The sequence below is a fragment of the Microcoleus sp. N9_A1 genome (genome assembly GCF_036701795.1).
Taxonomy (GTDB): Bacteria; Cyanobacteriota; Cyanobacteriia; order Cyanobacteriales; family Microcoleaceae; genus Microcoleus.
The window spans coordinates 17585-43949 of the sequence record NZ_JAUBRI010000044.1 but is presented as its reverse complement, the minus strand read 5'-3'; the positions used below and the strand labels follow the sequence as shown (position 1 = coordinate 43949).

The window sequence follows — 26365 nt, the reverse complement described above, 5'->3', positions numbered from 1 at the left end:
CAGGCAGGGTTATTATTGAGTATTCCCAATTCTCAACGGTGAAGCGAGGGCGCTGCTGCCGACTTCGGCTGCCCAGCAGTGCACTACTCGCCCAATCGAGTGATTTTAGCGCTGCGTTCGGCCAACATCAGCAGTACATAAATAGTCATTACATAGCCGGCGGCGAGAATGGGAATAATTAGAGGAATATCGCGATAAATCATAATTAGAACCAAAAGTCAAGGACGAGGAGGAGCAGGACAAGTTCAAGACCTACTACATTAAGTCAGCACGCAAGACCATGCCTTGGTGTTCTGAAGGCTGTTTTTCCATATCAAGCCTGCGGGAACATTTAGGCGTTCCCGGTCATCAATAATGATTTACTGCTTTACAGATGCTTAAACAGCCTAAAACCATCCACTTTAGCTGCTTTGAGCTACCGTGCACATAAGATGCGCTACTCTTAACTTCTGAAAACTTTTAGCCGCGAGGAACTAAAAATCTGTCCCAGAAATTTTGGCTGCGATCGACTAACAAGGCTGGCTCTACGAAACTTTTACAGGCACCTAAGAGCTACCTGCCAGTCTGACTGTACTTAATGTATAGAATTGTTTAAATCCTTAATACCCATAATAACACAGGGTTTCTGGGATTTAGAGATTTTTGGGCAGTGTCCTTAACAATTCGATACAATAGGGGCAACCCCTCTGGCAGCCGGCTACTCACCTCTGGCAGGCGGGTGACTCCCATCGGGTGGCAGATGACAAATAACTGCCGATCGCCTAGATTTTTCTTTTCTATTGCAGAGAATTACCTTAAAATAAAGATATGATATGTAAAATTTTGTTACTTTACGGCTTGAGTCGGCGTATCCATGATCTCTAGCACTCTCCTATTTTCCTCGGTTGAAGAAGACCTGCGACTGTTGACAGAAAACTTAAAACAGTTAGTGGGTGCCCGTCATCCCATCTTGTACGCGGCTGCAGAATACTTATTCGGCACAAAGGGAAAACGAGTGAGACCCGCAATCGTTCTGTTGATGGCCAAGGCGACTATGCCCGATCGGGAAATCACGGAAAAACACCGCCGCCTCGCTGAAATCACGGAAATGATCCACACAGCTAGTCTCGTGCACGACGACGTGGTGGACGAGTCGGATCTGCGGCGGGGAGTGCCGACGGTTCACAGTCGGTTTAACAACCGAGTGGCAGTATTGGCGGGAGACTTTCTGTTTGCTCAATCTTCCTGGCATTTGGCAAATCTCGACAACCTGCCAGTAGTCAAACTGCTTTCAGAAGTGATTATGGATTTAGCTGAGGGGGAAATTCAACAGGGACTAAATGGATTTGACACCAGCTTGTCGATCGAAGCGTACCTCGAAAAAAGTTATTACAAAACAGCGTCTTTAATTGCCAACAGTTCCAAAGCAGCGGGCTGTTTGAGCGAGGTTTCAGCGGAAATAGCAGACGATTTGTACAACTACGGTCGGAACATTGGTTTGGCATTCCAAATAGTAGATGATATATTAGATTTCACCGCTTCAACGGAAACTTTGGGGAAACCTGCAGGCTCGGATCTCAGAAGCGGTAATCTGACAGCACCCGCACTATTCGCCCTAGAAGAAAAACCTTACTTGGAAGTTCTCATAGAACGCGAATTTGCCCAAGAAGGAGATCTAGAGCAGGCCCTGGCACTGGTAGAAGATTCTAGAGGCATAGAAAGATCGCGAGAACTAGCCACAAATCACGCACAAAAAGCCGTCGAATACTTAGCGGCGCTGCCCCATTCAGAGTCTCGTCAAGCTTTGATTGATTTGGCTGAATACGTTTTGAGTAGACTTTATTAGAGGTGAAAAATTAGAGGTTAAAAAGTTACACTTAATTGTTAACGGGGAATTGGTAATGGGTAATTCCCAATACCTAATTCCCTGTTACCAATTAATAGAAAATTGACTTGTTTAGGCTAGGCAATATCCGGCGGTGGAACAGATCGATACTGTTGCAAGTAAACGTTAATTAAACTCTGTACTTGTTCGCGAGGGATTTCCGTCCCGACTTCCTGATTGCCGGGACTTTCAAAAAAAACAATGCTGTCAAGACCTTCAAGAGCTATCATCTGAAATAAAATGTGAGTGACAGGCAAAAGGACCGGTCTGAGGCGATCGCCCCCAGCAGCCGACGCCTGCGACGCATCTTTAAGACTGCTCCAAGCATAAATCACTTTCTTCTCCCGTCCCGGTTGCTTGAGATTGCTCAAAACCACGAGCGCCCAACTTTGGTCTACCGCTTGCAGGATCGAGTATTCGAGGTGCTGTAGCTGTTGGGCAATTAACACCAGTGCCGGGGCGATCGCCTTTAAGATTTGTGGCGTCGAACCGTCGGGCGGAGCTTTTTCGATCAATGCTTGAATCTGTTGGTCTAAATCCATCAGTCAGTTCTTTGATATCTAAAATTAAAAATTTCAGGTTAGCAGGTCCGCATCCAAGTATATATTACCCAGCACTGCCCTATTAAAGATAAGCTGACACCGATTTAAATTTAATATTTTGCAGCCTAGAGTCCTTGTCGCGAGCATTTGGGCAAAAAAATTAAGTGCGTAACAGCTTACACAATGTCATCCCAAAAGTCTCACCGTAGGGTGCTGAGCGCTAGCGCTGTCAAGGTGTGTTAAATCTGAGCCAGATGAAAAGCCGAAAACGGTTATTTCACGTTCGGATTTTTCAAACTTAAAGCTATAAAAACTGTTTGGGGGAGTTTGGTTTCAAAATAAAAACGCCCAAAGTTAGGGACTTCCAAAAAATAAATCGTCCCGGACTGAATGAACTAAACTGAAGCCATGTTGAAACTTACAGACTCACTCAAAGTGTTATTTAAAGAGACAGCCGAGCACCTGCAAGGTGCTGCCCGTCGCCGGTTTATGGCCCAAACCGTAGCGGAGCTAGGGCGGGGCGGACAGCGCCTTGCCGAGCGCGAATTAGGTTGGCACCGTGACCTGATTCGCAAAGGGCAATGCGAAGTCGCACACAACCTGATTTGTGTCGATGCGTTTAAATTGCGGGGTAGAAAGCGCACCGAAAGCCGTTTACCGAACTTGCTGAGCGACATTCAAGCCATTGTAGACAGTCAAAGCCAGACCGACCCGAAGTTCACCACGAATCGTTTGTATACCCGCCTCAGTGCCGCCGAAGTCCGTCGTCAACTGATTGGGCAAAACGGTTACAGTAGTGAAGCCTTGCCGAGTACCGAAACGATTCGGACGCGGCTCAATCAATTGGGCTACTATCCCAGCAAAGTCGGGAAAACGAAACCTCAAAAAAAATTGCCTTGACCGATGCCATTTTTGACCAACTGGCTATCGTTAACGTCGCTGCCGCTGCCGACCCCACTGTATTACGGCTCTCGTTGGATGCCAAAGCCGGAGTGAAAGTCGGACGGTTCTCGCGCAAGGGCAAAAATCGGGTCGAGACCGAAGCTTGTGACCATGACTTTGGCCCTAAACATACGGTCATCCCTTACGGGATTTTTCTCCCCGAGTGGGACGAGTTATTTCTCTACTGCACCACTTCAAAAGTCACCAGTGACTTCATGGTCGATGTTTTGGAGGCTTGGTGGTTGGCGCATCGCGGACGGTTCCCAGCAGTCGAGACTTTATTGCTCAACCAGGATAATGGATCAGAAAATCATTCCCGGCGCACCCAGTTTATGAAACGGCTGGTGGACTTTGCTTTCTCGGCATCAGGTGAATCTCCGATTGGCTTATTATCCGCCTTATCACAGTAAATACAATCCCATTGAGCGGACTTGGGGCGTTCTGGAAAATCATTGGAATGGCAGCATTCTTGATGAGATTGACACGGTTTTGCAATTCGCCCACTCCATGACTTGGAACGGTCACCATCCCGTGGTGAAACTCGTCACCCAAACCTACCAAACTGGGGTCAAACTCACCAAACTCGCGATGGCTGAGGTTGAAACGCAGATTCAGCGTCTGGGCGAATTCGAGGTCAACGACAAACCCTTGAATCTCGGTAAATGGTTTATCGATATTTTTTATCGCCCTGAGCCAGTATTGGCATGATTATTTATTTGGAAGTCCCTTAGTAACCTCGTTGCTTACTGACTCATGAGCGGGCTGGGTGCTGATGGCGCACCTTACCCCAGATGGCCACTCAAAGGATTTGTTGGCCTTAGTCCTATATATCTATTGTTCATATTTATAGTTGGTCGATCGTCCTTGACGCTACCCCTACCTGCCGCTGCACCTCGGCCTCATCAGCTACACCCCCAACTTTTTCGTTGTTAACAGCCCCAGAGCTACCTCAAATGTAACAAAATATTACAAGATGACGCTAAAGCAGCATAGAGGCTTGACAGCAAAGAAGTAAGCGGCTAATCTGATATACATACCCGGGTAAGTCAATTCACTGTCATATGCAAGAAAAGCAAAAAGTTACATTGTATCTTCCACCAGAACTGCATCGCCAGCTCAAAATCCGAGCCGCAGTCGAAACTGAACCGATGTCATCAATTGCAGAAAGGGCAATTGTCTTCTACCTAGGAAATCCCGAACTGGTTGACGAAGTAGAAGCCTCTTACGGACAAACCCATCGGGTATACAACTGTCCAGAATGCACGGGTTCAGTAGTAATGCGAGATGGAGAACTGGCATCCGTAACAAGTCAGCCGAGCGTATTGGCTGAACAGGATCTTCCAGTAAAGCAGGTGTCGGGCGTCGGCGCGATCACGGCCAAACCGGGAGAGGAAGAATTGGTTCCCTGCTAAGAATGCCTTGCTTCCCCAAACAGCTAAAACTGAAATTTTCAGTAAGAGGGCGAAGGGCAGCATTGAGATTCAGCAAAGATAGCACCGTCTCTAGTGGGTCGAGGACTATGCAAGAAGAGATCAGTATTCTAATCCAAGCTCAATATCCTCTGATCTACCTCGTGACATCCGAGGAAGAGCGGTGTGAGCAAGCAATTTCGACAATAGCTCAAGCCAAACCACAGCGACGAGTATTCGTCTGGACTGTAACCCAAGGCATGATTGAGCGCACGGATAACGGTCAACCTCGTACCACTCAGCAAAGCACCCTCTCGCCACAGGCAGCCCTTGAATGGGCGATCAGGCAGCGGGAACCAAGCAACAACCCCAGTGGAATCTATATATTCAAAGACCTTCATCCTTTTAAAGATGATGCAACTGTAACAAGGTTATTGCGGGATGCGATCGCCAACTTCAAAGGAACGCAAAAGACAATTATACTGATGTCTCCTTTGCAGCAAATTCCGATCGAGCTAGAAAAGGAAGTAGTGGTATTAGACTTCGCGCTCCCAGACATGAAGGAACTAAACCAAGTATTGTCTAGCCAGTTGGAGCAAACAAAATCGAAACGCATTACCACAGAAGCGCGAGAAAAACTTTTAAAAGCAGCCTTGGGATTGACTAAGGACGAAGCTGAAAAAGTTTATCGCAAAGCCCACGTTTCCACAGGGCGGTTAACTGAAGAAGAAGTAGACATAGTTCTGTCGGAGAAAAAGCAATTAATTCGGCGCAACGGCATTCTAGAGTTCATCGAAGAAGACGAAACCCTGGATGCAGTAGGCGGTTTAGAAGAGCTGAAACGGTGGCTCAAGCAGCGTTCCAACGCCTTTACAGAAAGGGCGAGAGAATACGGCCTGCCCCAACCAAAAGGGATGTTAATTCTCGGCGTACCCGGATGCGGAAAATCGCTGATTGCTAAGACTACCTCCCGCCTCTGGGGACTGCCCCTGCTGAGGCTAGATATGGGTAGAGTCTACGACGGCTCGATGGTAGGTCGATCGGAAGCCAACCTCCGCAACGCCCTAAAAACAGCAGAATCCATCTCACCAGCCATCCTCTTCATCGACGAACTAGACAAAGCCTTTGCAGGAGGCACAGGTTCTGCCGACTCAGACGGAGGCACATCCAGCCGGATTTTCGGTTCCTTCCTCACTTGGATGCAAGAAAAGACTTCCCCAGTCTTCGTAATGGCAACAGCCAACCGCATCGAGCGGTTGCCGGGGGAATTCTTGAGGAAAGGTCGGTTCGACGAACTCTTCTTTGTTGACCTGCCGACAAAAGAAGAACGCCAAGATATATTCAAGATTCACCTGTCAAAGCGCCGTCAGGACATCTCTCGCTTCGATTTAGAGCAACTGTCCAACGTTTCCGAGGGCTTTTCAGGAGCAGAAATTGAGCAAGGGTTAGTAGCAGCAATGTACGAAGCCTTCGCTCAAGATAGAGAGTTTACGCAGCTAGACATCATCGCGGCCATTAAATCTACAATGCCACTGTCTAAAACCATGACCGAACAGGTCAGCGCCCTCCGAGATTGGGCTAGACAGCGCGCACGGCCCGCTGCGTCTTCCGTCGCTGAATATCAGCGAATGGAATTCTAAAAGCTTTCTCCTGGTCCAAACAGGAGCAAAGGCTAGCAACAGCTAGCAGTTCGATTGAAAAGCCGCCTAGCGGCACCGTTAAATCCAGACCGTTGTTGTTTCTCTCTCAGTTTTATTAGGAGGAAATCCAATGTCTCACTTTAGCACTCTGCGTACCAAAATCACCGATGCCGAAATCCTGAAAGCTTCCCTGCGCGACTTGGGCATTTCAGTCAAGTCAGAAGCTGATGTTCGCGGTTATAACGGTCAGCGCGTTCGCTCCGACATCGTAGCGACTCTGGAAGGCGAATATGACCTGGGTTGGTCTCGCAATAGCGATGGTTCCTTTGACCTGATTGCCGACCTCTGGGGCGTGGCCAAAAAGCACAATCAAACTGAGTTAATTAACTCCATCAACCAGAAGTACGCAGTCAACAAGACCTTGGCAGCAGTCAAGCAGCGTGGTTTGCAAAATGCCAACGTTAAGCTGGTAGTGCAAAACTAATTGATCTGCAGGTTTCCAAGCTCGCGGGTTAACCAAATACGGGTTAACCCGTTTTTTGCTGGGATGTAGAGTGGGGTTGTCAGCCCGTCAGCAAAGTTACAGTTATAGGACTTACGCACGCACTTGGTAGGGCGACGCACACCGCACCTTACTGCTTCCTAGAGGCAGCGTCTAAACAGCTAATTTGCGTAAGTAAGTCCTGGGTTACATGAGCCAAGCGACTTTAGATTAAATGTTTTCGCTCGCTTTTAAGTCAGGCGGATTAGTTTTTGCAAGTTTTTCCAAGCACTGAGCTAAAGTTTCTGCACTGCGACTATGGCTAAATTTGGCGATGATTTTTTTCCGGGATTCCTGACTGATGCTCAAAGCAAGTTCTGGATTTTGGAGGAGATTGGCGATCGCCTCTGCCATTTCTTCGGGTTTTTCTGATTGGACCAATACAGCATCCGCGCCGTCATCTACTAGCTCAGAAGTTCCACCTACATTAGTAACTACCGCCGGCACCTCCATCGCCATTGCTTCCATCACAGCAACCGGAACTCCTTCATTCAAACTTGCCAAAGCGAAAACATGAGCTGCTTCTAGACCTTGGCGAATTGCCTGTTCCGAAACAGCCCCAAGTAGCTCCACGCATTCGGACATCGATTTATATTCAATCATTTTTTGTAGCTCTTGGTGATATCCGCTGCCCCCTTGTTCATCCTCGCCTGCAATTTGCAGCCTCACGTCAAATCCCCGATTTCGCAGCAATTCTACAGTCTCAATCAAGTATTTATGACCTTTCACCGGGTTGAGGCGGCCGCAAGCAAAAATCTTGCACGGACTTCCTTCTTGCCAAGGCGTGTAAGGGCTGCTGCGTTTAATTTCTGCAAAATTAACTCCCATTGGAGCCACAGCTAATTGTTTGGGAAGAAAGTTCGCTAATTTATGTTTGACATCATTGAGAAGCAGTTGAGATATGACGATCGCAAAAGCAGCATTTTTCCACTTTTGTTCCTGATTTGACCCGTACACTTCTAGAGTAGGCCCGTGAAGAGTCATACTATAAGTACAGCCTGTAAGAATTGAGTTAAATAAGGCTATATTGGCGGCATTGGCACAGGAATGAACGTGGATGTGAGACCAACCTTTTGTTTTTGTTAACCCTGCTAGTTTGCCAGCCACAAAAATCCATGCTAAAAGTCGCACCTTTTCAGATAACGATGTGTCACTCGCTTTGGCAATAACTGCGAGGCACTGCCACCATGCAGCGGGGCCAGCTTTGAGAACCTCTAGGAATGAGTTAATAAAATCTTTCGCAGCAAAGGGAAATAGATAAACAGTATTTTTTTGAGCTTCTTCTGCCCATACGTGAGAAGCGATCGCTCTGGGGGGCGGTTGAGTTGATACTAAATCTGTTTCAATTCCAAGCTCTGCAAGAAATTGTCGCTCCCGCCACAAAAAAATGTGTGTTTGTCCTGGAAATTGTGGAATAAAGTATCCAATTTTTGCCTTCATTTCGTACCTGCTTTCTAATTTTTAACTAAACAATATCGCTCTACTATGTCGATGCACTAACACTTTTCTCACCGAGCATTTTTTCGTAAATCTCGACGATTTTTATGGCTTTGTTTTCCCACGCAAATTCTCTTGCTTTTTCGATCGCCTTAGCTGACATACTTTCCCGCAACTTATCATCTTCCACCAACATCTTAATTTTACTTGTCAACTCCTGGGTGAGATACTCTCTAGAAATAGGCTCGATCTTAAAACCAGTTTCTTCATTCACGTATTCACCAATACCGCCGTTATTAGCAACTATACAGGGGAGTCCGCAAGCCATAGCTTCCATTACCACTGCGCCGCCAAACTCTCGGATTGAAGGGAAACAAAAAATATCTGCTTTTCTGTAATAATCTAGAGTTTCTTGTTGATTGACCCATCCGGCAAAGCTGACTATTTCGCCTAAATTAAGCTCCTTGACTCGGTTTTCCAAGTTGTTTCTTTCTGAGCCGTCTCCTACTATGCTTAAGCGGATTTTACTTTGAATTTCCTGGTCTAATTTGCCAATAGACTCAATGACAATATCGGCGCATTTGTACGGAACTAACCTACCCACAAAAAGCAGATTAATCTTGCTAACATCTTTATTAAGGATATTTGTCTGATTTAAAAATTCCTCGGAAATCCCATTTTCGTAGAATAAATCAATTCTTTGGTCAGGGATTGCAAACAAATCTTTTAACATATTTAAAGTATATTTTGAACCTGCTAAGATTTTGTCGGCTTTTTGGTAAGTTTCTACATAACCGGGAATTAATGCTCTACCAACTGCTCTCAAAAAGTTAAATTGAGCAAATTCTTGTCTTGCAGTTTTTTGAAAACCTGGTGGAAAAGGAATGCCCCCATTCACCGGCCCTAAAATAAAAGGAGTCTGCTGGCATACACTGACTACCTTAAACGGATAGCGCGGCATCATGGGAGTGATTGCATGAACTATGTCATAATCTCCGTTGAGGATTTTTCCTTTGAATTTTTGATATACTTGTTGATTGAATTGCTCATAAATGGGGTAATTCAAGGCATGATAAATTGGCCAATTTACTCGCCCGGTGGCGGTAAGCTTTTCTACTATTTTATAATATTGATGGGCTAACTTTCCTTCCTCAAGGTAGATAGTTTTTTCGTATTCTGGGTGTTTTTCAAGGGCTGGTTTATTTCTAATATGGGTAACGAGTGTTGCATCAACTAAATTGTTTATTTTTTGAAAAAAATTGTATCCAACTAAAGGTACTGATGCCCAGTCAGGATTGCACTGTTCTACAATTAGTAAAACTTTTAATTTTTTATTACTCATTTGTTTGCTACTCAGGGGTGAACTTTCTGGGACGTTAGCTGTAATTCTAGCTGGCTGAATTAATAGACTTGGTGGTTTTGTATTCGATTAGCTTGCTCTGCTGCCCCAGCAATCGGCGCTGGTGAAACTGGATTTGACCTTGTAGCTGGGGAAATTTGGCTAATACACATGACAAAGCGTAGATGGCTGCGTCTTTAGTTGTGAGATCCTGATGCTTTATATAATAGTTATAGGTGCGATAGGTTGCTAAGGGGTAGCCACTCAATAGTAACAGGCTCCAGCCTTTTGTCGGCCATGTCATTGCCAAGGCTAGGGCTGGCAAGACTAAGCCCCAAAACCAGGTGCTGCGCGTTTCTTTGACCCAATGGCGCTCTGGTTCGCTTCCGTGCATCCAGGAACCTTCGGCATAGGCGTGACCCGCTCTTTGAGCCCGCTTCCACCACTGAGCGAAACTGGTCATTTGCGCGTCGTGCAGGGTCATTTCTGCGTCTAAGCGAAGAATTTTCCAACCTTTTTGGCGAAGCCGCAAGCACAGTTCGGGTTCTTCGCCGGCTATTAGTGCGGGATTGAAACCTTCGACTTGCTGAAATGCTGCTACGCGCATCATGGAGTCGCCACCGCAGGCTTTGGTTTCGCCGATGGGGGTATCCCACTCGATGTCGCACAATTGGTTGTAGATGCTTGCTTCGGGGTATCGTTCGCGCCTGCGCCCGCAGACTGCTGCTACGTCTGGTTTGGCTACGAGTTCGCTGTAGGCTCGATCGATCCATCCGTCAATCAATTCGCAGTCACCGTCCACAAATTGGACAAATTCAATGTCTGGTGCTAGTTCCAGCAAGCGGGCAAAGCCTTCGTTTCTGGCGCGTGCTGCGGTAAACGGTATAGATAAGTCTAGTTCTACTGTATCGGCTCCGATCGATCGGGCCAACTCTAGGCTACCGTCTGTTGAGCCGGAATCGACGTAGACGACGCGGGCAACTTTGTCTGTGGCTGACACTAGGCACTGGCGGAGGCGCTGCCCTTCATTTCGTCCGATCGCTACTAATCCAATTTGTTTCAAGTTTTACCCCTTGAATGCGACTACTGAGTAGTTCCTTTTATATTTTAATAAAAGTCCAGCTAATTTCCTAATTTTTCTGTGACTTCTAGAAATTATTTTTCAGACTTCCTGGGTTTTTTTTTCGATGATTTTTGCGGGAATTCCCACTGCGGTTGCACCTGGTGGCACGTCACAAATCACCACAGCATTAGCACCAATCAAAGCATGATCGCCGATCGTTACGGAACGAATAATTTTTGCTCCTGCACCGATATCGACGTGACCGCCGATTTTGACATCAGCAACAATTGTCACCTGTTGAAGAATCAGACAGTTAGGGCCAATGGAAGCACTGGGATGAATGACAATGCCATTAGGATGAGTCAGCAGCAGTCCTCCTTGTATTTGGCAGTTTAAAGGGATGTCTGTTGCAGTTACAACGCTCCAAAATCGATGCTGGATAACGTTCCAACGACATAAAATATATCCTGCAATTCCACCCTGCTTCTGCCACTTTTGATAGTGGCGGATAGATTTAAGCAGTTGGCGACTGGGTTCCCACCACTTGCTAAATTTTTCGCGGCTCCAGTCTGCTTCTGTAGCAGAAATGATTGACTTAGTGATTGACTCAACCATTGTTTGTGCAGTGTTTTAATGATGTAGACAATTGTGCCTATTTGTACGGTTTATCTTAAGAGTAATCTCTAACTTGACTGGGGAGATTGCTGGAATTGCGCCGCAGTTATAGCATAAGTCAGAAGTCAGAAAATGATTTAAGCATTGTTTTCAGAAGGGCGGGATTTGATAATTTTAGCAGGAATACCAACAGCAGTTTGACCGGCTGGAATGTCTGATAAAACTACAGCATTGGCACCGATATTTACGTCGTCTCCCAAGTTTACTTTTCCGAGGATTTTTGCACCAGCGCCGACGTTAACCCGATCGCCCAATTGAGGGGATTCTAGCGGTTTGTCCAAATAGCGGTTTCCCAACGTTACACCTTGGCGGATAATGCAGTCGTCGCCGATCGTACAATATCCATGAATAATAATAGCGTTTTGATGTTCAATCACCACGCGACGACCCAGCTTCACAGTGTAAGGCAAGTCTATCCCGTAACTATTGCGGACTTTTCGGTAGAGCGATCGATAAATAATGCTCAAAGGAGCTCGCAGTAATTTCGGTTCTACCTGCATTCTCCAGACGCCGAACCTTTGAACTGCTACGGCCCGAAATCCCGGTTTTGTCCAATCTCGACCATGAGCAATCCAGTCTTCTTTAATTTGCTGCCACAGTCCCAATTCTGAGGGTTTTATTTGATTGGCACTTTCTGTTACTTGTGGCTGCGCTACCATAATTTATTCCCCTATTTTTTTACTTATTTAATTTTCTATTCACCCAAATATTCTAGCGCCCTTCGCAGAGAATTTATATCGATTTTGGTGCGAGTCAGAGCAAAATATCTTGCTTGTTGCTTGAAATCAAGTTTGGCAATTACATCTTGTGTAATTTGACCGCTAACACCGCACCAAGTTCCGCCCACAGCGTTTGCGATGTGGCGGTACATATCAACTACGTAACCGGGGTGAAATAATTCTATCAGCTTAACTTTGTTGCTGTTGAATACAAGGCTAGCCAGCGCTGCACCGTGCATTGCCACTATAACTTTAGCATTTCTGGCTACCGACCACTGTTCGCTAATCGGTATGTCTTCAAAGTAATATTTCTTAAATCCGTATGCTTGCAAAGTCTGTTCTACTTCACTTTCGTTGATTAAACTTCTGGTGCCTTTTCGAGAGATAAACACTTTTTCAGGAGTCTGCGGATTAAATCCCTCAAAAGCTAACTCCCCGAATAAAGCATTGTAACACCCTTCGTAAGCGCCCGGATAGCGCTCATCTGCAAGTACCAGCTTGCCGTTAATGTCTTTGTCCGTGCAAAGTATGGACGCTCCCAGCAGTTTGTAGACGTTTTTCGCCATGTTGTTGGCGTTCGATCGCAAAACCACCGTTACTTGATCGCAAATTTTTTGCGCTCCTAACAGTCTGAGGACTGGGCCAGTCATGATGTGGGCTATATTGCCGTCTGTTTCATACCGGGAATCTAAAATGTATTCTCCGTCAATTTGCATCGGAGCTGCCAATTTTCTGTAGATTTTCCGATAAATATTGCTGCTGTTGGGAACCGTCCGCGTAGATTCTTGCCGGATGCTGATTTCTAGGTCTGGTCTTTTTAATTGATATTCCGGCAAGTTAATTTCCATGATGTCGGGTTTCCACGCGCTGGCCAACCGCGTTGGGTAGGTAAACATTTTTGATGCTGCTACGATTGTGCGTTTGTTGTGCAATACAGTGCTTTTTTCTGGTTGGCTGTTCATCTGCTGTTAATTGTTAATCTGAATTAGGTGATCGGTCTCTGTGTATATTTCACTCAACTCGGGAACTGTCTCCGATAATCATAGTTCCTGTTTTTCAGTTTCTGTTTTTTGTGTTAGTTCATCTCTCTTCAACCTCCTTGTTTATTTTATTAAAAATATCCATTGTTTTGCTACCTCAGCTAATGCTTTACTGGTTATAATTAACACGACGATAGAGCGAGCTTAGACTTGTTTACAAAAATCCCTTAATAATTTTTGGATTTTTCAATCTCACCTCCTTTTAAAAATACACTATTGAGCAGGAAATCCTTGAGGTAGTTTGGCGGGTCCCCATCTGGCTTGCCTTGCACTGCGCGGCGCACCCTCCACGCAGCAAAACCCGAAGCCCAGCATACATCAGTTAATGCTGTGTAAACCAAGCCGTAGTTTTTGATAAAGTACCTACGGCGGGAATCAAACCAATAGATAGGCAGCCGCTTGGCGGGCTTTTTGGTGTCAGTGACGCCTGAGCTTTGGCCGACTAAGTGGACAACGCGACTTTCGGGTACGTACCAGCAACTCCAGCCAGCTTTGTTCGCTTGCAGACAAAAGTCCATTTCTTCGCAGTACATGAAATAAGCTTCATCCATCAAGCCAATCTTTTCAAATACTTCGCGACGGACGATCATGCTGGCTCCAGCTACCCAATCAGTTTGACAGGTTTCTTGGGAAATGGGAGGCGCTGCGGCCCAGTTGGCTAATAACTTGGATATAAAGCCCGTCCGCCAACCAAAATCGAGTTCGGTCAAGATGTTGTGAAACCGAAAAGCTGACTCCTGGGGAGTACCGTCGGGGTCTTCCAAGCGGCTGCCGGCGATGCCGGCTTCGGGGTGGGAGTCCATGAAGTCAACCAGTGCTTTGAGAGCTCCGGGGCGAACTACGGTGTCTGGGTTGAGCAGCAGGATGTAAGGGGGGGGATTGATGGATTCTAGGGCGGGACGGATCAGGGCGTTGTTGCCGTAGGCAAATCCGCCGTTGCGCTCTAGGGGAACGAAGGAGGCCCATTCGCTCCAGCCGAATGCGGCTATAGCGGCTGGTATTTCTTCGGTAGAATTGTCGCCTGAAGCATTGTCGCCAACTACAACCCGCGTACCGGGCAGCGATTGAACTTCGCTAACTAGAGAGCGCAAGCAGTCAATTGTCAAACTAGAGGTTCGGTAGTTAACAATGACAACCAGCAGTGGATAGGGGTGATTGGACTCGCTGGCCTTCGACATAAGTACCGTTGTTTGTTTAACAACTTTTTAGCTCAAGTTGTACCCATCTGGCAAGCTGGAGCGATCGCTAATAGTATTTTTATTTGTTTGGGTGAGGGAGACTGTTTTTTCGGCCATATTTCGGAAGTATCGTCGCTCTGGATCAAAGTCGATACTGCCTGTAGGCTTGACTGGCGGCTCGGTGCAGCAGTGAATGTCGATAAACTAAGCCCTGAGCGTCATCGCAATAGCCCCCGCCAATCACGCAGGCAACGGGATAGCCGCCAGCCAAACACGCCATCAAAACTTGCATTTCCCGGCGAAATAAGCCCGTATCAGTTAAAGCTAATTTTCCCAGTTTGTCACCGTGATGAGGGTCTACTCCAGCATCGTACAAAACTAAATCAGGCTTGACATTTGACAGCAAATCTGGTAAGAATTTATCCAATGTTTGTAAATATTCGTCGTCCTCCATACCCACCGGCAAAGGTACATCTAAATCGCCCTTTTGTTTAGTGCCGGGAAAATTGACTTCGCAGTGCATTGAAAAAGTAAAAACGCTACTGTCATCTTGGAATATTACGGCGGTTCCGTCTCCTTGGTGGACATCTAAATCGACAATTAAAACTTTGCGAACTAAACCATTTTTTTGTAAGACGCGAGAGGCGATCGCCAAATCATTAAAAATACAAAAACCCGACCCAAAAGCAGGAAAGGCGTGATGAGTTCCGCCTGCTGTATTGCAAGCCAAACCATAGTCTAAAGCGAGCTTGGCAGTTAGTACAGTGCCTGCAACCGCAGTGCAAGTGCGATTAGCAAGGGCGCGACTCCAAGGCAGACCAATTCGCCGAGTCGCTTTGTTATCGAGCGTCCCGTTGCAGTAAGCTTGAACATAGGAGTGGTCGTGGACTAATTCAATCCATTCTTGAGGGGGAAGTTCAGGAGCGTGAAATTGCGATTCATCTGCTACCCCGTCCGCGAGCAGCATCTGGTAAAGCATCCGAAACTTTGCCATCGGGAAGCGATGATCCGGTGGCAGAGGTGCAACGTAATCTTCGTGGTAAATAATTGGTAAGTCCATTAAAATTATTGTATAACGAATGAATCTCCAATTGAAAGCCTGCAATCTCAAATTTAAATTCGCTGGAGAACCTGTATATGCAACAACTAAAAACAGTCTGGCAGTCCGGCAGCAGCCACCCCGAAAATGCTGACAATCTCCATAATATCAGTGAGTGGTGGGGAAACCTCAACGGTAAAGAAATTAGCTGGGTAGAGCGACTGATTCCGCAAATCGGCGGTCTGAGCGAAATTCACTGGCACCCCCAGCGTTTTGACGAAACATTTGTGATAGTCAATCCCGAAATTCGGGAGGAAACTCTGTATTGGTATATACCCGATTCTCCAGTCCAACGTAACAACACTGTTGACAAATTAGAACTTGATAACTTGCAACAGCAATTGTACATCTATCCTCAGTTGGAATCGGAACTGGTAATTCGCGTAGGAATTCCAGAAGTTAAATATCAAACACTGGAATTAAACAATCCCGAAATCGCCTTGGGCGAAGATAATATGCTGCTGTTGTGGGAGGCTGACCAAGAACTAGAAATTAAAATTTACTTCAGCCATGAAAATATTGCTAAACTTAAGGAATTGCTGGCATAGAAAAGACAGAGAAAATAGTTTATATCGTAGGCTTTGGGGGCGGGTGGATGGATCTATAGCAATCCTTGCAGAAGTCATAAATTTTTTACCCTACCCCAACCCTCCCCGAACCCGCTCTGAGGGAGTAAGAAATTCACAAATGATTTAGGATTTCTATATACTCTTAGTTACCTATAACTATCTTAAGACTGATGGGCGGGTGCATCAAAACCGAGGTTTTTCACAGCCAGACTTTGTTGCAGCCACAAGAGTAAAAAAAAACGGTTTCTTCGCCTCGCGGTATGTCCAGGTGTGTATCTCTGCTAAAACCCTTTGAATGTGGCAGCACAATATCCACAAACTTGCGTTATCCTCCTGGGAATTTTAATGCTAAAGTCAAGCAAAAAACTATTTTGGGCGCATCAACCGGGTTGTACGAAAATACTTTGTCGCAGCCCTTGAACAAAGTCAAAAAACCCGGTTGCTTTGGTCTGGAGTGCCTAAGCGAGGATTGTTTTTATGCAAACTTAATTTGGACATCAAATAAGGGGATTTGTTTCGGCAATAAGATATGGTTAAATACGGTTAATTTGAGGGTAAACCTTAAGTCAAGCAACCAATAAGTTTAAAAAATAGAAGGTGCGTTAGTTGATGGGCTAATATCTAAAATTAATCCTCTATTTGCTGAGTTTGAAAAGGTTTAATAAATAATTATGATCGGAAGTAATCGCTAAATTTATTCAATCATCAATCTGCTGCTAGCACTAAAAAAATCACAATGACCCGACAAAAAATGATATTTGAAAAAGAAAGTATTCACATTTTAATTATTGATGATCAGCCCCACAACCTGCGGTTTATATCAAACATATTGACGAAAGAAGGGTATAAAGTTCAGCGGGCGATTTCGGGAGAAATGGCGGTCAATGCTAATTTAACCGTTCTCCCCGACTTAATTTTGCTAGATATTGCCATGCCCAAAATGAACGGATATGAAGTATGTGCTAGACTGAAATCCAACGAGAAAACGAGGGAAATCCCGGTTATTTTCTTGAGTGTTTTTGATGAGACTTTTCACAAAGTCAAAGCTTTTGAAGTCGGCGGTGTTGACTACATTACTAAGCCTTTTCAAGTGGAAGAAGTTTTAGTGCGTATCGAAAGTCAATTGACTATACAACAGCTATCAAAACAATTAAAACAACAGAATGCCCAACTGCAACAAGAGGTAGAATTTCGCAAGCTAACAGAAGAATCACTCCGGGAAAGCAAAGCGCGGTTGCAGAAATTGGCGGTCAATATACCGGGAGTTATTTATCAATTTATCAACAAGCCCGATGGAAGTTTCAAATTTGAATATATTAGTTATGCTTGTAGGGAAATTTACGAATTAGAGAGTGAAAAAATATTAAAAGATCCAGATTTGTGCTTCGCTCAAAATCATCCAGATGACCAGGAATATCTGGTAAAACAAATTGCTACTAGCGCCCAAACTTTAGAACCTTTTGCCTTTGAATGGCGGATTGTTACACCGTCTGGTAAACTCAAATGGCTGCAATCTAATTCTCGGCCAGAAATGCGCGATAATGGCGATATTGTTTGGTATGGCGTACTTTTTGATATCAGCGAGCGCAAGCACGCAGAAATAGAAATGGCTGGAGCTAAAGCTGCTTTAGAACGGCAAGTTCAGCGAGAATTGCTGATCGCAAAAATAACTCAGGAAATTCGCTCAAGCTTGCAGCCAGAACAAATATTTCAAATAGCTGCAACTCAAATCGGTCTGGCATTCTGCGCCAATCGCTGTTTGATTCATACTTACGTTACTACCCCCCAAGTCGATATTCCTCTGGCGGCCGAGTATGTCGAACCGGAGTGTGAATCTATTCGGAACGTACCTGTTCCAATTTGGGGCAATCCTCACGTCATACAAATGATGATACAAGATCAGGCGATCGCCTCGAACAATGTTTATGCAGACCCTCTGTTGCAAGCTGTTCAACCGATTTGCCAGAAGGTTGGGTTAAAATCGATGCTGGCAATTCGCACTTCCTACCAAGGCAGGGCAAACGGTGCTATCTGTTTGCACCAGTGCGATCGTTACCGGGAATGGACTTCCGAGGAAATCGACTTATTAGAATCTGTAGCGGCTCAAGTAGGGCTCGCTATCGCTCAAGCTAAATTGATCGATCGAGAAAAAAACCGAATTCAGCAGCTCGATCGGCAAAATAAAGTGCTGCAAGCAGAAATTCGCACCCGTGTCCGCGCCGAGCAAGCTCTACAAGAATCTGAAACAGAATTGCGGGCGATTTTTGCCGCCATGACTGACACAGTTTTAGTGAGAAATGCAGAAGGGCGCTGTATCAAAATCGCCCCGACAGCATCAACAAATTTGGTGAAACATCCCAGCGAAATGATTAATAAAACCGCCCATGAAGTCTTACCGAAACCTGTAGCAGATTTAGTATTAAATGCCATCCAACAAGCTCTAAAAACGAAGCAAAGTATCAATGTTGAATATAGCTTTAAAGTCGGCAAGCGCGAAGTTTGCCTCGATGCTAAAGTTTCTCCGCTTACTCCAGATTCAGTGATTATCGTAGCCAGAGATATTAGCGTTCGCAAACAAACAGAATCCGCACTCAGAGAAAGCCAGCACTTCATTCAAGCGATCGCCGATTCCAATCCCAACCTATTGTACGTTTACGATGTAATTGAACAGCGGAATGTCTACAGCAACCGACAAATTTCGACGATGCTCGGATACACCGCCCGAGAAATACAAGATATGGGTACAGCAATGATGTCAACGCTGCTCAACCCAGAGGATTTGTCAAACCTTTTAGAAAGCGTCCAAAAAGTGGAGCGAGCGAAAGATGGTGATGTCATTGAATGTCAATACCGGATGAGGCACAAAAACGGTGAATGGCGGTGGATGCACAGTTGGGATACAGTATTTCTCAGAACAACTGATGGTAAACCCAAACAAATTCTCGGCACGGCTAATGACATAACAGACCGCAAAGCGGGCGAAGAAAAACTGCTAGCCTCGCAGCGAAGAATCTCATTTTTATTGCAGCAAACGCCGATCGCAGTTATCGAGTTAAACCTGAATTTAGAAATTATCACTTGGAATCCCGCAGCCGTTGCTATTTTTGGCTACAGTGAGCAAGAAGCGAAAGGGAGACTCGCCTCCGATTTGATCGTACCTGAAAGCTATCACCAGCAAGTATCTGAGATTTTCAATCACGACTTGAATGCCAAATCCAGCGGCACTTCCGAAAATCTTACCAAAGACGGCAGAATTATCATCTGCGAGTGGTACAATACTCCGCTAATTGACGATAACGGTACAGCGATCGGCATTGCTTTAATGGCTGTAGATATTACCGAACGCAAGCAGGCAGAAACCGAACTGCAAGAAAGTGCTTTACGACAAAGAGCGATCGCCCGCATCATTGAAAGAATGCGGCAAACTTTAGATATCCGAGAAATTTTTCACGCCACAACCCGAGAATTGCGCCAAACCATGAAGTGCGATCGAGTCGCCATTTACCGTTTCAATCCCGACTGGAGCGGCGAATTTGTAGCCGAATCCCTTGACCGCAAGTGGGTTTCTTTCATCCAAGCACAGGAACTCGATTCTAACCTTACTGAAGGGGCTTTAGACAGCGAACTTTGCCTTGTCCAAAAATTAGATAGTATCTCACCAGAAGTCCACGATACCTATTTGCAACAAACCAAAGGCGGAGCCTACAGCCGAGGTAAAACTTACCTTTGTGTCCCAGATATTTACAAGCAAGGTTTCGATAATTGTTACATCCACTTGCTAGAAAAATTTCAAGCTAAATCCTACATTATTGTACCAATATTTTCGGGCAAAAAGCTCTGGGGATTACTAGCATCCTATCAAAATTCAGCTCCCCGCCAGTGGAGTGAAGCTGAAATCAACGTTGCAGTTGATGTAGGTACTCAGCTAGGAGTAGCATTACAGCAAGCAGAATTGCTCGCCCGCACTCAAAGGCAGTCAATGGAACTGATTAAATCGAAAGAAAACGCCGAAGTTGCCAACCGCGCCAAAAGCCAATTTCTAGCTTCCATGAGCCACGAACTCCGCACACCTCTCAACGCCATTCTCGGTTTTTCCCAAGTCATGGCCCGCAACAGTTCTATCACGGAAGAACAAAAAGAATACATAGAAATTATTAACCGCAGCGGCGAACATTTGCTAGAACTCATTAATGATGTTTTGTCAATGTCCAAAATAGAAGCAGGTCAAATTACTATCAATCCCAGCCGCTTCAATCTCTACAACCTTCTCAACAGTCTCAAAGAAATGCTGCAACTAAAAGCCAACTCAAAAGGTTTGCACCTAATCTTTGAAAATGCCGAGGATTTGCCGCAGTACATTCAAACAGACGAAGCTAAATTGCGGCAAGTTTTAATTAACCTGCTCGGCAATGCGATTAAATTTACTCAGCAGGGAACCGTTACTTTGCGTGTCAGCAGCCAAGCTGAAAAAGACGCCACCGCAGAAAAAATATCCCAATTGTGCTTTGAAATTGCCGACACGGGGCCCGGCATTTCTCCCTCAGAAATTTCCACATTATTTAAGCCATTTGTACAAACCGAAACAGGTCGAAAATCCATGCAGGGAACCGGGCTGGGATTGCCGATCAGCCAACAGTTCGTCCGAATTATGGGAGGTGATATTGCTGTTGAAAGTCAACTCGATCGAGGTACAACTTTCAGCTTTAATATCCAGGTTAACTTAGTAACAGAAAGTGACGAGCAAGAAAAACCTGCGGTTAAACAAGTTATTGCTTTAGAAGCCGGACAAGACACTTATCGGATATTAATAGTTGAAGATGTAACGGAAAATCGCCAACTGCTGCTTAAGCTGCTGGTACCCCTGGGATTTGAAGTCCGGGAAGCAGTTAACGGTCAAGAAGCAATTGCTTTGCATTCAACTTGGAAGCCGCACTTGATATTAATGGATATGCTGATGCCCGTGATGGATGGGTATGACGCGACAAGACAGATTAAGAAAACTCTAGAAGGTAAAGAAACAATAATTATTGCCTTGACTGCCAGTGCTTTTGACGAGCAGCGACAAATAATTTTGTCTGCAGGTTGTAACGATTTGATATGTAAACCGTTTCGGGAAGAGGTACTCTTTGAAAAGATAGCGCATCACCTCAACCTGCGTTATATTTATGAAAAAGAAAACTTATCTACTTCTTTTTCAACACCGACGCTGCTTAAAAGTTTGACCACCGAGGATTTGAGTGTAATGCCCACAGACTGGGTGGTCGAGTTGCACCGAGCAGCACTTTGTGTTGATGACAACCGCATCCTCGAACTCATCGAGCAAATTCCCGAAACTGAGGCAAATCTCGCTAACGCTTTAACAGATTTAGTGGATAATTTTCGGATAGATATCATTATCGATTTAACTCAATTATATTATGATGAACGACCATCCATTACCAGCGACTCCTAAAGACATTCTGATCGTTGACGATATGCCGGATAATTTGCGACTTTTATCCACTATGCTGACATCTTACGGGTATCATGTCAGAAAGGCTATTAACGGACACTTGGCTCTGCAAGGGGCACAAATATCTCCTCCCGATCTAATTTTACTAGATATTAATATGCCGCAAATGAACGGGTATGAAGTTTGTGAGCAGTTAAAGTTAAGCGGAAAAACTAAAGATATTCCGGTAATTTTTATTAGTGCCCTAGATGACGTGCTGGAAAAAGTTAAAGCTTTTCAAGTAGGAGGAGTGGATTATATTACTAAACCGTTTCAAGTAGAAGAAGTCTTAGCCCGCGTCCAAAACCAACTTTCCCTTCGTTCGCTGCAATCCAAACTGCAACTGCAAGCTAGGGAACTGCACGATCGCAATTCTAGATTGCAGGAAGAAATCGCAGAACGGCAGCGGGCTGAAGAATCAATCCGATTTTTGCTGGAAACTACGCGGGCGATCGGCGAAGCTATAGACTTTCACTCAGCTTTAGAAGTAGTTCTGCACCAAGTTGGCGAAACAATCGGATGGGATGTCGGAGAAGCTTGGATTCCCGATTCAGAAGGAACTGTCCTGCAATCTGCCCGTGGCTGGTATGCGAGCAACGCGAGCCTGGAATCGTTTCGCAGCCAAAGCGAACAACTGACATTTCCCATGAATATAGGGCTGCCGGGACGAGTTTGGGCATCCAAGCAACCGGAATGGCTAGAAGATATTTCCAGGGGCTACCCGCATTTTTTGCGAAGTCAAATAGCACTAGAACTGGGATTCAAAGCGGGTTTTGGCGTGCCGATTTTGGTAGGCGATGAAGTATTGGCAGTCCTAGTGTTCTTTAAAATTTCGTCTGGTCGGAAAGATGCACGATTTATAGACGTTTTTAATGCGGTAGGCACTCAATTAGGTTCTTTGATTCAGCGCAAACAAGCAGAAGAATTGCTGCGTATCGCTCAAGAAAAATATCACAGCATTGTAGAAAATGCGATGGAAGGCATTTTTCAAAGCACGCCTTCCGGAGGCTATCTCAGCGCTAATCCAGCTTTGGCAAAATTGTACGGTTACGACTCGCAAGAAGAACTGATGTCCGAGATTAAAAATATTGCTCAGCAACTGTACGTTGACCCGGAACGCCGCCTCGAATTTGTAGCTGCTATGGATGCTGAAAATGCCGTTTCGGGATTTGAATCTATGGTATGTCGCAAAGACGGGCGCCGGATTTGGGTGTCAGAAAATGTTCGGGCTGTTCGAGATTCAAAAGGTGAGCTGCTCTACTATGAGGGTACTGTTTCTGACATTACCGAGCGCAAATTAGCACAAGAAGCACTAAAAGTTCAACAAGAACAAAGCGAGAAGTTGCTGTTAAATATTTTACCCAAACCAATCGCAGAACGCTTGAAAGCAGAGCAAAGCACGATCGCCGACAGTTTTGCCCAAGTAAGTGTTTTATTTGCTGATATTGTTGGCTTTACTGAGTTGTCTGCTAGAATGTCTCCCACCGAGTTGGTCAAGCGCTTGAACGTAATTTTTTCGCACTTCGACCAGTTAGCTGAAAAGTACGGTGTGGAGAAAATTAAGACTATTGGCGATGCTTACATGGTAGTTGGGGGATTGCCTACGCCGAGACAGGATCACGCCGAGGCGATCGCCCAAATGGCCCTGGGAATGCAGGCAAAAATAGCCAAGTTGTCGGCCGAGACCGGAGAAAAACTGGCAATTCGCATCGGCATCAATTCCGGGCCGGTGGTGGCGGGAGTGATTGGTGTTAGCAAGTTTACCTATGATTTGTGGGGAGATACGGTGAATGTGGCGTCGAGGATGGAGGGTACGGGTTTTGCAGGCAGAATTCAAGTTACTGATGTTACTTATGAGCTTTTAAAAGATAAGTATTTGTTGGAGATGCGAGGCGTAATTCCGGTGAAAGGTAAGGGGAACATGAGGACTTATTGGTTGCTAGGAAAAAGGTAAAAATGGGAATTTGAAATTGGAAATTGGGAAGGAAGAAGGGGGAATAAAGAAGAAAGTAGGTTTATTTAACCTGATATCTTGCACCATGATCAAGAACGGGCTAGAAGCCCGTTCCACAATAAAATTGAATTTTGTGGAACGGGCTAGAAGCCCGTTCCTAAATAGGTAATTGAGAATCGTGCAACATCTCAGTTTAATCTGATATCTTGCATTATTATCAAGAACGGGCTTCTAGCCTGTTCCACTATTTGTTCAAGGTTCTTGTGTGGCGTTGCTCCTAGCCCGGCCATAAACGGATTGTGCTGCTATGATGAAAGTAGTTAACGAAACTTTACATAATAGCCGTGACTGCACAACAATTAGTATCTGCAACGAGTTTTGAAAAGCTAATTTGGACTTGGAAAGGTCACAAAATCCAATATACCGTCCAAGGAACCGGCCGCCCTCTGATCTTGATTCACGGATTTGGGGCTTCGATCGGACATTGGCGGCAAAATATCCCCCCACTAGCGGCCGGTGGCTATCGCGTATTTGCTCTGGACTTGCTGGGATTCGGTGCTTCCGCCAAACCGGCGCTTGATTACACTCTGGAATTGTGGGAAGAATTGCTGACTGATTTCTGGACAGAATTGGTACAGGAACCGGCGGTATTTGTCGGAAATTCGATCGGCGCTTTGCTGAGTTTGATGGTAGTCGCCAACCATCCAGAAATATCAGCCGGCGGTGTCTTAATCAACTGTGCCGGCGGACTCAACCACCGGCCGGACGAACTAAATTTCCCGCTGCGAGTAGTGATGGGGACTTTTACTAAATTAGTGCGATCGCCCCTGATCGGCCCGTTTGTCTTCAACAACATCCGCCAAAAACACCGCATCCGCAACACCCTGCGCCAAGTCTACGGGAACCGCGAAGCCATCACCGACGAACTCGTAGAACTCCTCCACGCCCCCTCCTGCGAGCCCGGAGCTCAACAAGTGTTTGCCTCGATTCTCACGGCCCCAGCGGGCCCTCAACCGTCAGAATTGCTGCCCAAAGTCGATCGTCCGTTATTGGTACTTTGGGGCGCAGACGACCCCTGGACGCCGATCGCCGGCAGCCAGATTTATCAAGAATTGGCAGCCAACGATAAACCAGTGAAATTTGTGTCAATTCCCAACACAGGCCACTGTCCCCACGACGAGCGGCCGAGTGAAGTCAACGCTCTGATTTTGGACTGGATGCTGGAATTGAAGTAAAATTTTTTCTGCTCAAGGCAACCCTTGGGCGATCGAGTCAAACCCATGGAGTGCAAAAGTTTTGCCTCGCTCCACCGCACCGACACCCCGGCAACAGCCGACTCAAAAAACAATTTTTGTAAAAAGTATTGACACAATTTACTGAGTCAGCTATATTGATGGACGTGTGAGGAGCGAACCAGAAGAAGCACCGAGACGAAACACGGCCAGTCGTCGGTGCTTTTTCTGTTGAAACCCATTTTTAAGAGTTTGAAATTATCTATAAATTCACATCCAGAAGATCTGTAAGCCCGCCCCGCTTTCTTCAATTCTTCCTACCCTACCCTTCGGGAACCCCTGCGGGGAACGGGAACGGCTTCGCCGAACGCGTTCTTAGCGTCTTCGCGGTTCGTTAAATAAATATTCTGATGTTGCAAAAAAAGTAATTGACTGCACTTGATCTCGAAAAATCCGAAAGTGTGGATTTTTTTTAATCATCAAAATTTGATTGCAGAAAACTCAAAACTAGAGAGTTATATAATAAATTGTCGCTGGGTCGGGGCGGGTTGATATACATTTTTTCCAAATGTCCCTAAACCCGCCCCTGCGGTATTGGTGCTACAAATATCAACGATCGCCCAAAACAAATTGTTCGATCGCAGCCGCCACCCCATCTTCCTCAACATCCGGCGCCACCCAATCAGCAGCAGCCTTCACGCCATCAGGAGCATTGCCCATTGCCACGCCCACACCCGCGTAGGCAATCATTTCTACATCATTAAAATTGTCGCCGATCGCCATCACGTTCGCCGCCTGCAAACCCAAAAGTTCCTCCGCTAAATACTGCACCGCATCTCCCTTATTCGCCAAAGGATGCGTAGCTTCAAAAAAAGTAGCAACGGATCGAGTCAAATAAAGCTCCGCAGGCGTGTAGCGCTGCCGCATACTGCTGAGCAAGCCGTCGAGTACCCCCGGATTCTCGCACAAAGCCAAAACTTTCGTCGGTTCCCCCGGAAGATCTCGCCGCAAATCTTTAATCACAATTGGTTCAATGCCTGATCGTTCGGCATAAATTCGGGTAGCTGCGGTAATTTCCGGCACGTAAAGTTGGTCGTCAATGTAGAAATTGATCGAAAGCAGCGATCGCAAATGCGGTTCTTCAAAATGGTCTAACAGTTGCAGAGCAGTTTGTTTCGACAGCGGCAAGTGCCGCAGCCGTTTTTGAGTAGCGTGATCTTGAATCCATGCCCCCTGGTAGCAAATCAGTGGCAATGTTGAGCCGATGTCACGATGAAAACGCAAAGCTGAGCGGTACATCCTGCCCGTAGCGACGGCCACTTTCACTCCCCGCGACTCGGCAGCCAAAATTGCCTGCTTGACTGGTTCTCGGATGGTATTTGACAAACCTGCGATCGTGCCGTCTATATCCACTACCAGCAATTGAATGTCTGCGGTGTCAAAAGGGCGATCGGTCGCATTAGCTGGATTTGAGGCAGTTATATTCTGCATGATTTTTTTAGATTTTAGCTGTTGATTTGCACGCACCCGTTTATTTTGGCACTGGCGGGATAACAAAGTGCCACTTCTGATTTTTTGAAGACTAAAATATAGATAACTAAATAAGCGACAAAAAAAGTATCCAGGAGGAC

The 26365-nt window shown here is 45.7% G+C and carries 18 protein-coding genes and 1 pseudogene; 9 read left to right on the top strand and 10 right to left on the bottom strand.

What is annotated here, in order from left to right; genetic code table 11:
• The first annotated feature begins 853 nt into the window (after positions 1–853).
• Positions 854–1825: a solanesyl diphosphate synthase gene (gene sds, locus QUA58_RS19865; RefSeq protein WP_333056988.1), complete on the top strand. Its 972-nt coding sequence runs from the start codon at positions 854–856 to the stop codon at positions 1823–1825.
• Between the two features lie 116 nt (positions 1826–1941).
• On the opposite strand, the gene QUA58_RS19860 is transcribed toward sds, so the two are convergent.
• Positions 1942–2406: a hypothetical protein gene (locus QUA58_RS19860; RefSeq protein WP_333248183.1), complete on the bottom strand. Its 465-nt coding sequence runs from the start codon at positions 2404–2406 to the stop codon at positions 1942–1944.
• Positions 2407–2817: 411 nt separating this feature from the next.
• On the opposite strand from QUA58_RS19860, the pseudogene QUA58_RS19855 reads away from it, so the two are divergent.
• The 4 genes and pseudogenes from QUA58_RS19855 (at position 2818) to QUA58_RS19840 (ending at position 6881) form a co-directional block, all read left to right on the top strand.
• Positions 2818–4056: pseudogene (locus QUA58_RS19855) on the top strand (ISAzo13 family transposase).
• 353 nt (positions 4057–4409) lie between these two features.
• Positions 4410–4760, top strand: coding sequence for a hypothetical protein (locus QUA58_RS19850; protein WP_333248184.1), 351 nt, complete (start codon positions 4410–4412; stop codon positions 4758–4760).
• Between the two features lie 107 nt (positions 4761–4867).
• On the top strand, positions 4868–6397 hold the full coding sequence (gene ycf46 / locus QUA58_RS19845; protein ID WP_333248186.1) for a stress-responsive protein Ycf46: 1530 nt from the start codon (positions 4868–4870) through the stop codon (positions 6395–6397).
• 130 nt (positions 6398–6527) lie between these two features.
• Positions 6528–6881: a DUF1257 domain-containing protein gene (locus QUA58_RS19840; protein ID WP_096832348.1), complete on the top strand. Its 354-nt coding sequence runs from the start codon at positions 6528–6530 to the stop codon at positions 6879–6881.
• A 228-nt stretch (positions 6882–7109) separates the two neighbouring features.
• Here QUA58_RS19840 and epsE read toward each other — a convergent pair whose 3' ends face one another.
• The 8 genes from epsE to QUA58_RS19800 form a co-directional block, all read right to left on the bottom strand.
• Positions 7110–8378 carry an exopolysaccharide biosynthesis GT4 family glycosyltransferase EpsE gene (epsE, locus tag QUA58_RS19835; protein ID WP_333248189.1) on the bottom strand — a complete coding sequence of 423 codons (1269 nt, stop codon included), beginning with the start codon at positions 8376–8378 and terminating at the stop codon, positions 7110–7112.
• 43 nt (positions 8379–8421) lie between these two features.
• On the bottom strand, positions 8422–9717 hold the full coding sequence (locus QUA58_RS19830; protein WP_333248190.1) for a glycosyltransferase family 4 protein: 1296 nt from the start codon (positions 9715–9717) through the stop codon (positions 8422–8424).
• A gap of 46 nt (positions 9718–9763) precedes the next feature.
• Positions 9764–10777: a glycosyltransferase gene (locus QUA58_RS19825; protein WP_333395461.1), complete on the bottom strand. Its 1014-nt coding sequence runs from the start codon at positions 10775–10777 to the stop codon at positions 9764–9766.
• A gap of 99 nt (positions 10778–10876) precedes the next feature.
• Positions 10877–11392, bottom strand: a complete 516-nt coding sequence (locus QUA58_RS19820) for a serine acetyltransferase (RefSeq protein WP_333395459.1) — start codon at positions 11390–11392, stop codon at positions 10877–10879.
• A 137-nt stretch (positions 11393–11529) separates the two neighbouring features.
• Positions 11530–12111, bottom strand: a complete 582-nt coding sequence (locus QUA58_RS19815) for a serine acetyltransferase (RefSeq protein ID WP_333395458.1) — start codon at positions 12109–12111, stop codon at positions 11530–11532.
• 35 nt (positions 12112–12146) lie between these two features.
• Positions 12147–13133, bottom strand: coding sequence for a glycosyltransferase family 61 protein (locus QUA58_RS19810; protein ID WP_333395456.1), 987 nt, complete (start codon positions 13131–13133; stop codon positions 12147–12149).
• Positions 13134–13378: 245 nt separating this feature from the next.
• The gene (locus QUA58_RS19805) at positions 13379–14389 is read right to left on the bottom strand and encodes a glycosyltransferase family 2 protein (RefSeq protein ID WP_333395454.1); all 1011 of its coding nucleotides are present in this window, start codon (positions 14387–14389) and stop codon (positions 13379–13381) included.
• 142 nt (positions 14390–14531) lie between these two features.
• Entirely contained in the window at positions 14532–15449 is a 918-nt protein-coding gene (locus tag QUA58_RS19800; protein WP_333248203.1) for a histone deacetylase, read from the bottom strand.
• 77 nt (positions 15450–15526) lie between these two features.
• On the opposite strand from QUA58_RS19800, the gene QUA58_RS19795 reads away from it, so the two are divergent.
• The 4 genes from QUA58_RS19795 (at position 15527) to QUA58_RS19780 (ending at position 24737) form a co-directional block, all read left to right on the top strand.
• Complete coding sequence (locus QUA58_RS19795) at positions 15527–16036, top strand: hypothetical protein (RefSeq protein ID WP_333248205.1); 510 nt, start codon at positions 15527–15529, stop codon at positions 16034–16036.
• 757 nt (positions 16037–16793) lie between these two features.
• Positions 16794–21509, top strand: a complete 4716-nt coding sequence (locus QUA58_RS19790) for a PAS domain S-box protein (protein WP_333395452.1) — start codon at positions 16794–16796, stop codon at positions 21507–21509.
• Entirely contained in the window at positions 21475–23502 is a 2028-nt protein-coding gene (locus QUA58_RS19785; protein WP_333395450.1) for an adenylate/guanylate cyclase domain-containing protein, read from the top strand. The genes QUA58_RS19790 and QUA58_RS19785 overlap by 35 nt, the downstream gene beginning before the upstream one ends.
• A gap of 344 nt (positions 23503–23846) precedes the next feature.
• Positions 23847–24737, top strand: coding sequence for an alpha/beta fold hydrolase (locus QUA58_RS19780; protein WP_333395449.1), 891 nt, complete (start codon positions 23847–23849; stop codon positions 24735–24737).
• Positions 24738–25343: 606 nt separating this feature from the next.
• Here the strand turns inward: QUA58_RS19780 and QUA58_RS19775 are convergent.
• Positions 25344–26225 (bottom strand): Cof-type HAD-IIB family hydrolase, encoded by an 882-nt coding sequence (locus tag QUA58_RS19775; RefSeq protein ID WP_333395447.1) that lies wholly within the window; start codon positions 26223–26225, stop codon positions 25344–25346.
• Positions 26226–26365 lie beyond the last annotated feature (140 nt).

What these genes read in the sequence shown, in the direction of transcription:
- ycf46 (WP_333248186.1), top strand. Translation starts at nt 4,868, where the DNA reads ATGCAAGAAGAGATCAGTATTCTAATCCAAGCTCAATATCCTCTGATC.
- QUA58_RS19830 (WP_333248190.1), bottom strand. Translation starts at nt 9,717, where the DNA reads ATGAGTAATAAAAAATTAAAAGTTTTACTAATTGTAGAACAGTGCAAT.
- QUA58_RS19810 (WP_333395456.1), bottom strand. Translation starts at nt 13,133, where the DNA reads ATGAACAGCCAACCAGAAAAAAGCACTGTATTGCACAACAAACGCACA.
- QUA58_RS19775 (WP_333395447.1), bottom strand. Translation starts at nt 26,225, where the DNA reads ATGCAGAATATAACTGCCTCAAATCCAGCTAATGCGACCGATCGCCCT.
- QUA58_RS19805 (WP_333395454.1), bottom strand. Translation starts at nt 14,389, where the DNA reads ATGTCGAAGGCCAGCGAGTCCAATCACCCCTATCCACTGCTGGTTGTC.
- QUA58_RS19790 (WP_333395452.1), top strand. Translation starts at nt 16,794, where the DNA reads ATGACCCGACAAAAAATGATATTTGAAAAAGAAAGTATTCACATTTTA.
- QUA58_RS19800 (WP_333248203.1), bottom strand. Translation starts at nt 15,449, where the DNA reads ATGGACTTACCAATTATTTACCACGAAGATTACGTTGCACCTCTGCCA.
- QUA58_RS19820 (WP_333395459.1), bottom strand. Translation starts at nt 11,392, where the DNA reads ATGGTTGAGTCAATCACTAAGTCAATCATTTCTGCTACAGAAGCAGAC.
- sds (WP_333056988.1), top strand. Translation starts at nt 854, where the DNA reads ATGATCTCTAGCACTCTCCTATTTTCCTCGGTTGAAGAAGACCTGCGA.
- QUA58_RS19795 (WP_333248205.1), top strand. Translation starts at nt 15,527, where the DNA reads ATGCAACAACTAAAAACAGTCTGGCAGTCCGGCAGCAGCCACCCCGAA.
- QUA58_RS19850 (WP_333248184.1), top strand. Translation starts at nt 4,410, where the DNA reads ATGCAAGAAAAGCAAAAAGTTACATTGTATCTTCCACCAGAACTGCAT.
- QUA58_RS19840 (WP_096832348.1), top strand. Translation starts at nt 6,528, where the DNA reads ATGTCTCACTTTAGCACTCTGCGTACCAAAATCACCGATGCCGAAATC.
- QUA58_RS19785 (WP_333395450.1), top strand. Translation starts at nt 21,475, where the DNA reads ATGATGAACGACCATCCATTACCAGCGACTCCTAAAGACATTCTGATC.
- QUA58_RS19860 (WP_333248183.1), bottom strand. Translation starts at nt 2,406, where the DNA reads ATGGATTTAGACCAACAGATTCAAGCATTGATCGAAAAAGCTCCGCCC.
- epsE (WP_333248189.1), bottom strand. Translation starts at nt 8,378, where the DNA reads ATGAAGGCAAAAATTGGATACTTTATTCCACAATTTCCAGGACAAACA.
- QUA58_RS19815 (WP_333395458.1), bottom strand. Translation starts at nt 12,111, where the DNA reads ATGGTAGCGCAGCCACAAGTAACAGAAAGTGCCAATCAAATAAAACCC.